The organism is Arthrobacter sp. Y3225116, from assembly GCF_059091245.1.
In genome coordinates, this window is record NZ_JBNHGL010000234.1 from 1 (window position 1) to 4,367 (window position 4,367).

At 67.7% G+C, this 4,367-nt stretch carries 5 protein-coding genes; 4 read left to right on the plus strand and 1 reads right to left on the minus strand.

Annotated features, from left to right (window positions below; genetic code table 11):
- Nucleotides 1–144: 144 nt before the first annotated feature.
- Complete coding sequence (locus tag AC5RV2_RS15085; RefSeq protein WP_494013623.1) at nt 145–546, minus strand: phage holin family protein; 402 nt, start codon at nt 544–546, stop codon at nt 145–147.
- A gap of 72 nt (nt 547–618) precedes the next feature.
- On the opposite strand from AC5RV2_RS15085, the gene AC5RV2_RS15090 reads away from it, so the two are divergent.
- The 4 genes from AC5RV2_RS15090 to AC5RV2_RS15105 form a co-directional block, all read left to right on the plus strand.
- The gene (locus tag AC5RV2_RS15090; protein ID WP_494093008.1) at nt 619–1,773 is read left to right on the plus strand and encodes a histidinol-phosphate transaminase; all 1,155 of its coding nucleotides are present in this window, start codon (nt 619–621) and stop codon (nt 1,771–1,773) included.
- A gap of 151 nt (nt 1,774–1,924) precedes the next feature.
- Nucleotides 1,925–3,112, plus strand: a complete 1,188-nt coding sequence (gene pdhA, locus AC5RV2_RS15095) for a pyruvate dehydrogenase (acetyl-transferring) E1 component subunit alpha (protein WP_494093009.1) — start codon at nt 1,925–1,927, stop codon at nt 3,110–3,112.
- A complete protein-coding gene (locus AC5RV2_RS15100; protein ID WP_494093010.1) occupies nt 3,109–4,083 on the plus strand; it encodes an alpha-ketoacid dehydrogenase subunit beta in 975 nt (324 codons plus the stop codon). The genes pdhA and AC5RV2_RS15100 overlap by 4 nt, the downstream gene beginning before the upstream one ends.
- 13 nt (nt 4,084–4,096) lie before the next feature.
- On the plus strand, nt 4,097–4,367 hold a 271-nt coding region (locus tag AC5RV2_RS15105; RefSeq protein WP_494093011.1), incomplete at its 3' end, for a biotin/lipoyl-containing protein.

Consider the following 4,367-nt stretch of genomic DNA (forward strand, 5'->3'; position numbering starts at 1 on the left):
CGCCGGCGGCACGGCCAGGCAGCATCTTTTCGCCCTGCGCCGGTCGCAGCCCGACGGGCCAAAGCCGTCCCGCTCCGGCCTTCCGCCCCTCCGGAAGGGACCGCCGCCGGCAGGCCGGGGCGGGCCCGGGTAGCCGCCCCGGAATCAGCGGGTGCGGGTCAGGGTGCCCACTACCAGCGAGACCAGGCTGATGATCAGCGAGCCGAGGATAGCCGTCCAAAAGAAGGAATCGACGACGAACTCGACCGGCGTGAAACTGGACAGCCAGGCCGTCAGCACCAGCATCAGCGCATTGATCACGATGGTGAACAGGCCCAGCGTCAGGATGGTGACGGGAAGCGAGAGGAAGGAAATGATGGGCCGGACAATGGCGTTGACCAGGCCGAAGATCAGGCCGATGAAAAGGTAGGCCAGCACCGTGCCCAGGGACTCGTTGCCGGCGACGTCGGCCGCTGCGGATGCCTCGATGGCAAGGCCGGGCAGGATCCAGCTCGCCACCCACAGCGCCAGCGCGTTGACGACGACCCGCACAATGAACTTTCCCATGCGTGTATGCTGCCACATCCGGGCCGCCGGGGCGCGGAAAACCCGGTCATCGGCGCACGTATCCTTTAAGGCATGACTCCTCCTGAGAACCCCATCAAGGAAGCTGCGGTTCCGGCAGCAGGTGCGTCGGGCCGGATCCACCCCCGGCCGGTGCTCGACAGGCTGCCCAAATATGCTGCCGGCAAACCGCCGGCCGCAATCCAGGGACTGCAGTCCTATAAATTGTCCTCCAACGAAAACCCGCTGCCCCCGTTGCCCGCCGTGCTGGAAGCCGTGAGCGCGCAGACGGCCGGCATCATGCGCTACCCCGATCCGTTGTGCACCGCGCTGCGGACCGAACTCGGCCGGTTCCTGAATGTCCCGGCCGACGACGTGGTCACCGGCGCCGGAAGCCTGGGCGCCCTGGTGCAGATCCTGCAGACGTTTGCCGGACAGCACGAGGACGGCACCGAAGACGAGGTGATCTACGCGTGGCGGTCCTTCGAGGCCTACCCGATCATGGTCGGCCTCTCCGGTGCCCGCAGCGTGCAGGTCCCGAACCGGTCCGACGGCTCGCATGACCTGGCCGCGATGCTGGACGCCGTGACCGACCGGACCAAGGTCATCCTGCTGTGCACGCCGAACAACCCCACAGGACCGGCGCTGACGGAGGCGGAAGTAGAAGGGTTCGTCCGCAGCGTGCGCGACGACATCATCGTGGTCATCGACGAGGCCTACACGGAATTCGTCCGCGACCCCGAGGTGGTGGACGGCGTGGCCATGTACCAGAAGTACCCCAACGTGGTGGTGCTCCGCACGTTCTCGAAGGCCCACGGGCTGGCCGGCCTGCGGGTGGGCTATTCGATTTCGCAGCCGGAGATCACCCGGCACCTGCGCGTGGCCGCCACCCCGTTCGCGGTGTCGAGCCTGGCCGAACATGCGGCCATCACCTCGCTGCGCCACTACGACGAAGTTGTAGAAAGGGTACAAAGCCTCGTCGACGAACGGGACCGCGTGGTCGCCGGACTGAACCTGCTCGGCTGGAAGATCCCGGAAACGCAGGGCAACTTCGTCTGGCTGCCGCTGGGCGACCGGGCGCAGGAGTTCGCAGAGCTGGCCGGCCGGCAGGCGCTGTCCGTGCGGGCCTTCGCCGGGGAGGGCGTGCGGGTCAGCATCGGTGAAGTGGAAGCCAACAGCCGCTTCCTGGCGCTCTGTGAGAACTATACAAACGGTCCGGGCGTTTCCTGACGGTAATGTGACCGGCCCGCACGGCACCTGCCATTAGGCTAGGACGAGATAAACGACAGATATATGCCGGGCCAGGAATGTATTCCCGGCCCGGCATATATGAACAGCGAAGATCTCTGCCGCTGAGGCAGCGGATCGGCGAGGAGTTCGTATGGGCGCTGAGCACCTGCCCGCCTCGGAATTCGACATCGAAGAGTTGGAACAGTCGCTGGTGTCCAGCGACCCCTCGGACGCGCCTCCGCTGGTGCAGCTGATGGCCCCCGACGGGACCGTCCGCGACGATGCGAAGTACAGCCCCTACGCAGCCCACCTCGACGGCGAGGCGCTGCGCGGGATGTACCGCGACATGGCACTGGTCCGCCGCTTCGACCAGGAAGCCACCGCCCTGCAGCGGCAGGGCCAGCTGCTGCTCTGGCCTCCCCTGCTCGGGCAGGAAGCGGCGCAGATCGGCTCCGGCCGCGCGCTGCAGCCGCAGGACTATGTGTTTCCCACTTACCGCGAGCACGGCGTCGCCCTCACCCGCGGCCTGGACCTCTCCAACATGCTCAAGCTCTTCCGCGGCATCAGCCAGGGCGGCTGGGACCCGCGGGAGACGAACTTCCACCTCTATACGCTGGTGCTTGCCGCCCAGTCGCTGCATGCGGTCGGCTACGCCATGGGCATTCAGCGCGACGGCGACGACGGAGTGGCCGTCGCCTACTTCGGCGACGGCGCCAGCTCGGAAGGGGACGTCCACGAATCGATGGTGTTCGCCGCCTCCAACCAGTCCCCGGTGGTGTTCTTCTGCCAGAACAACCATTGGGCCATCTCCGTGCCGACGGCGGTCCAGTCCCGCGTTCCGCTGTCCATGCGTGCCACCGGCTACGGGTTCCCCGGCATCCGGGTGGACGGCAACGACGTCGTCGCCGTTCACGCGGTCACCCGGTGGGCCGTGGAACACGCCCGCTCGGGCAACGGGCCCGTGCTGATCGAGGCGTTCACCTACCGGATGAGCGCCCACACCACCGCCGACGACCCGACCAAATACCGTGAGGCTGCCGAGGAAGAGGGCTGGCGGGAACGCGATCCGCTGCTGCGGTTGGAACGGTACCTGCGCAGCACCAACACGGCCGGCGACGGGTTCTTCGACGAGGTTTCGGCCGAAGCCGACAAGCTCGCGGCAACCACCCGCGCCGACGTCCTGGCCATGGAGGCCCCGGACTTCGAGGACCACTTCGCCAACGTCTACGCCGATCCGCACCCCTTGGTCCGCGAGGAGCTGGAATGGCACCGGCAGTACCAGGCCGGCTTCGCCGATTCCGCCACCGACGACAACGCTGCCGGGGAGGCGCGCCGATGACCACCATGACGATCGCGAAGGCCATCACCAGCGGGCTGCGCGAGGCCCTCGCCAATGATCCGAAGACGCTGATCATGGGCGAGGACATCGGCAAGCTCGGCGGGGTCTACCGGGTCACCGAAGGGCTGCTGGCCGAGTTCGGCGCCGACCGCGTGGTCGACACGCCGCTGGCCGAGTCCGGCATCCTCGGCACCGCCATCGGGCTGTGCTTCCGCGGCTACCGGCCGATCTGTGAGATCCAGTTCGACGGCTTCGTCTTCCCGGCGTTCAACCAGATCACCACCCAGCTGGCCAAGATCCGGACCCGCAGCTCCGGGCTCCTGTCGGCCCCCGTCGTCGTCCGCATCCCCTACGGCGGCGGCATCGGATCCATCGAGCACCACTCGGAGTCCCCGGAGGCCCTCTTCGCGCACACGCCCGGCCTGCGCATCATCACCCCCTCGAACGCGCACGATGCCTACTGGATGACCCAGCAGGCGGTGACCAGCCAGGACCCGGTCATCATCTTCGAGCCCAAGCGCCGCTACTGGCTCAAGGGCGAGGTGGACACCGAGTCGGCCGGCCGCGACGCCTTCAGCGCTCAGGTGGTTCGCGAAGGCACCGACGCGACGATCGTCGCCTACGGGCCGCTGGTACCGGTCGCCCTGGCCGCGGCGAAGGCGGCGGAGGAGGACGGCAACAGCGTGGAGGTCATCGACCTGCGCTCCATCTCCCCGATCGACTTCGACACCATCACCGCATCCGCAAAGAAGACCGGGCGGCTGATCGTCACCCACGAAGCCCCGACCTTCGGCGGCATCGGCGGGGAGATCGCCGCGCGCGTCGGCGAACGCGCCTTCCTGAGCCTGGAGGCGCCGGTGCTGCGCGTCGGCGGCTTCCACATGCCTTACCCGGTGGCGAAAGTGGAGGAACAGTACCTGCCGGACATCGACCGCCTGCTCGAGGCCCTCGACCGTTCGCTCGCCTACTGATATCGGAGTTTCCATGTCGAACACGCAGATTTTCAACCTCCCGGACGTCGGCGAGGGACTGGTCGAAGCCGAAATCGTGTCCTGGAAGGTCAAGCCGGGGGACACCGTGGCGGTCAACGACGTCATCGTGGAGATCGAGACGGCCAAGTCGCTGGTCGAGCTCCCCAGCCCCTACGCGGGCGTGGTATCGGAGCTGCTGGTGCCGGAGGGGCAGACCGTAGAGGTCGGCACCCCGATCTTCGCCGTCGCCGCCGAAGGCGCCGCACGGCAGCCCGCCGCCCCGG

What these genes read in the sequence shown, in the direction of transcription:
- AC5RV2_RS15090 (WP_494093008.1), top strand. Translation starts at nt 619, where the DNA reads ATGACTCCTCCTGAGAACCCCATCAAGGAAGCTGCGGTTCCGGCAGCA.
- AC5RV2_RS15100 (WP_494093010.1), top strand. Translation starts at nt 3,109, where the DNA reads ATGACCACCATGACGATCGCGAAGGCCATCACCAGCGGGCTGCGCGAG.
- pdhA (WP_494093009.1), top strand. Translation starts at nt 1,925, where the DNA reads ATGGGCGCTGAGCACCTGCCCGCCTCGGAATTCGACATCGAAGAGTTG.
- AC5RV2_RS15085 (WP_494013623.1), bottom strand. Translation starts at nt 546, where the DNA reads ATGGGAAAGTTCATTGTGCGGGTCGTCGTCAACGCGCTGGCGCTGTGG.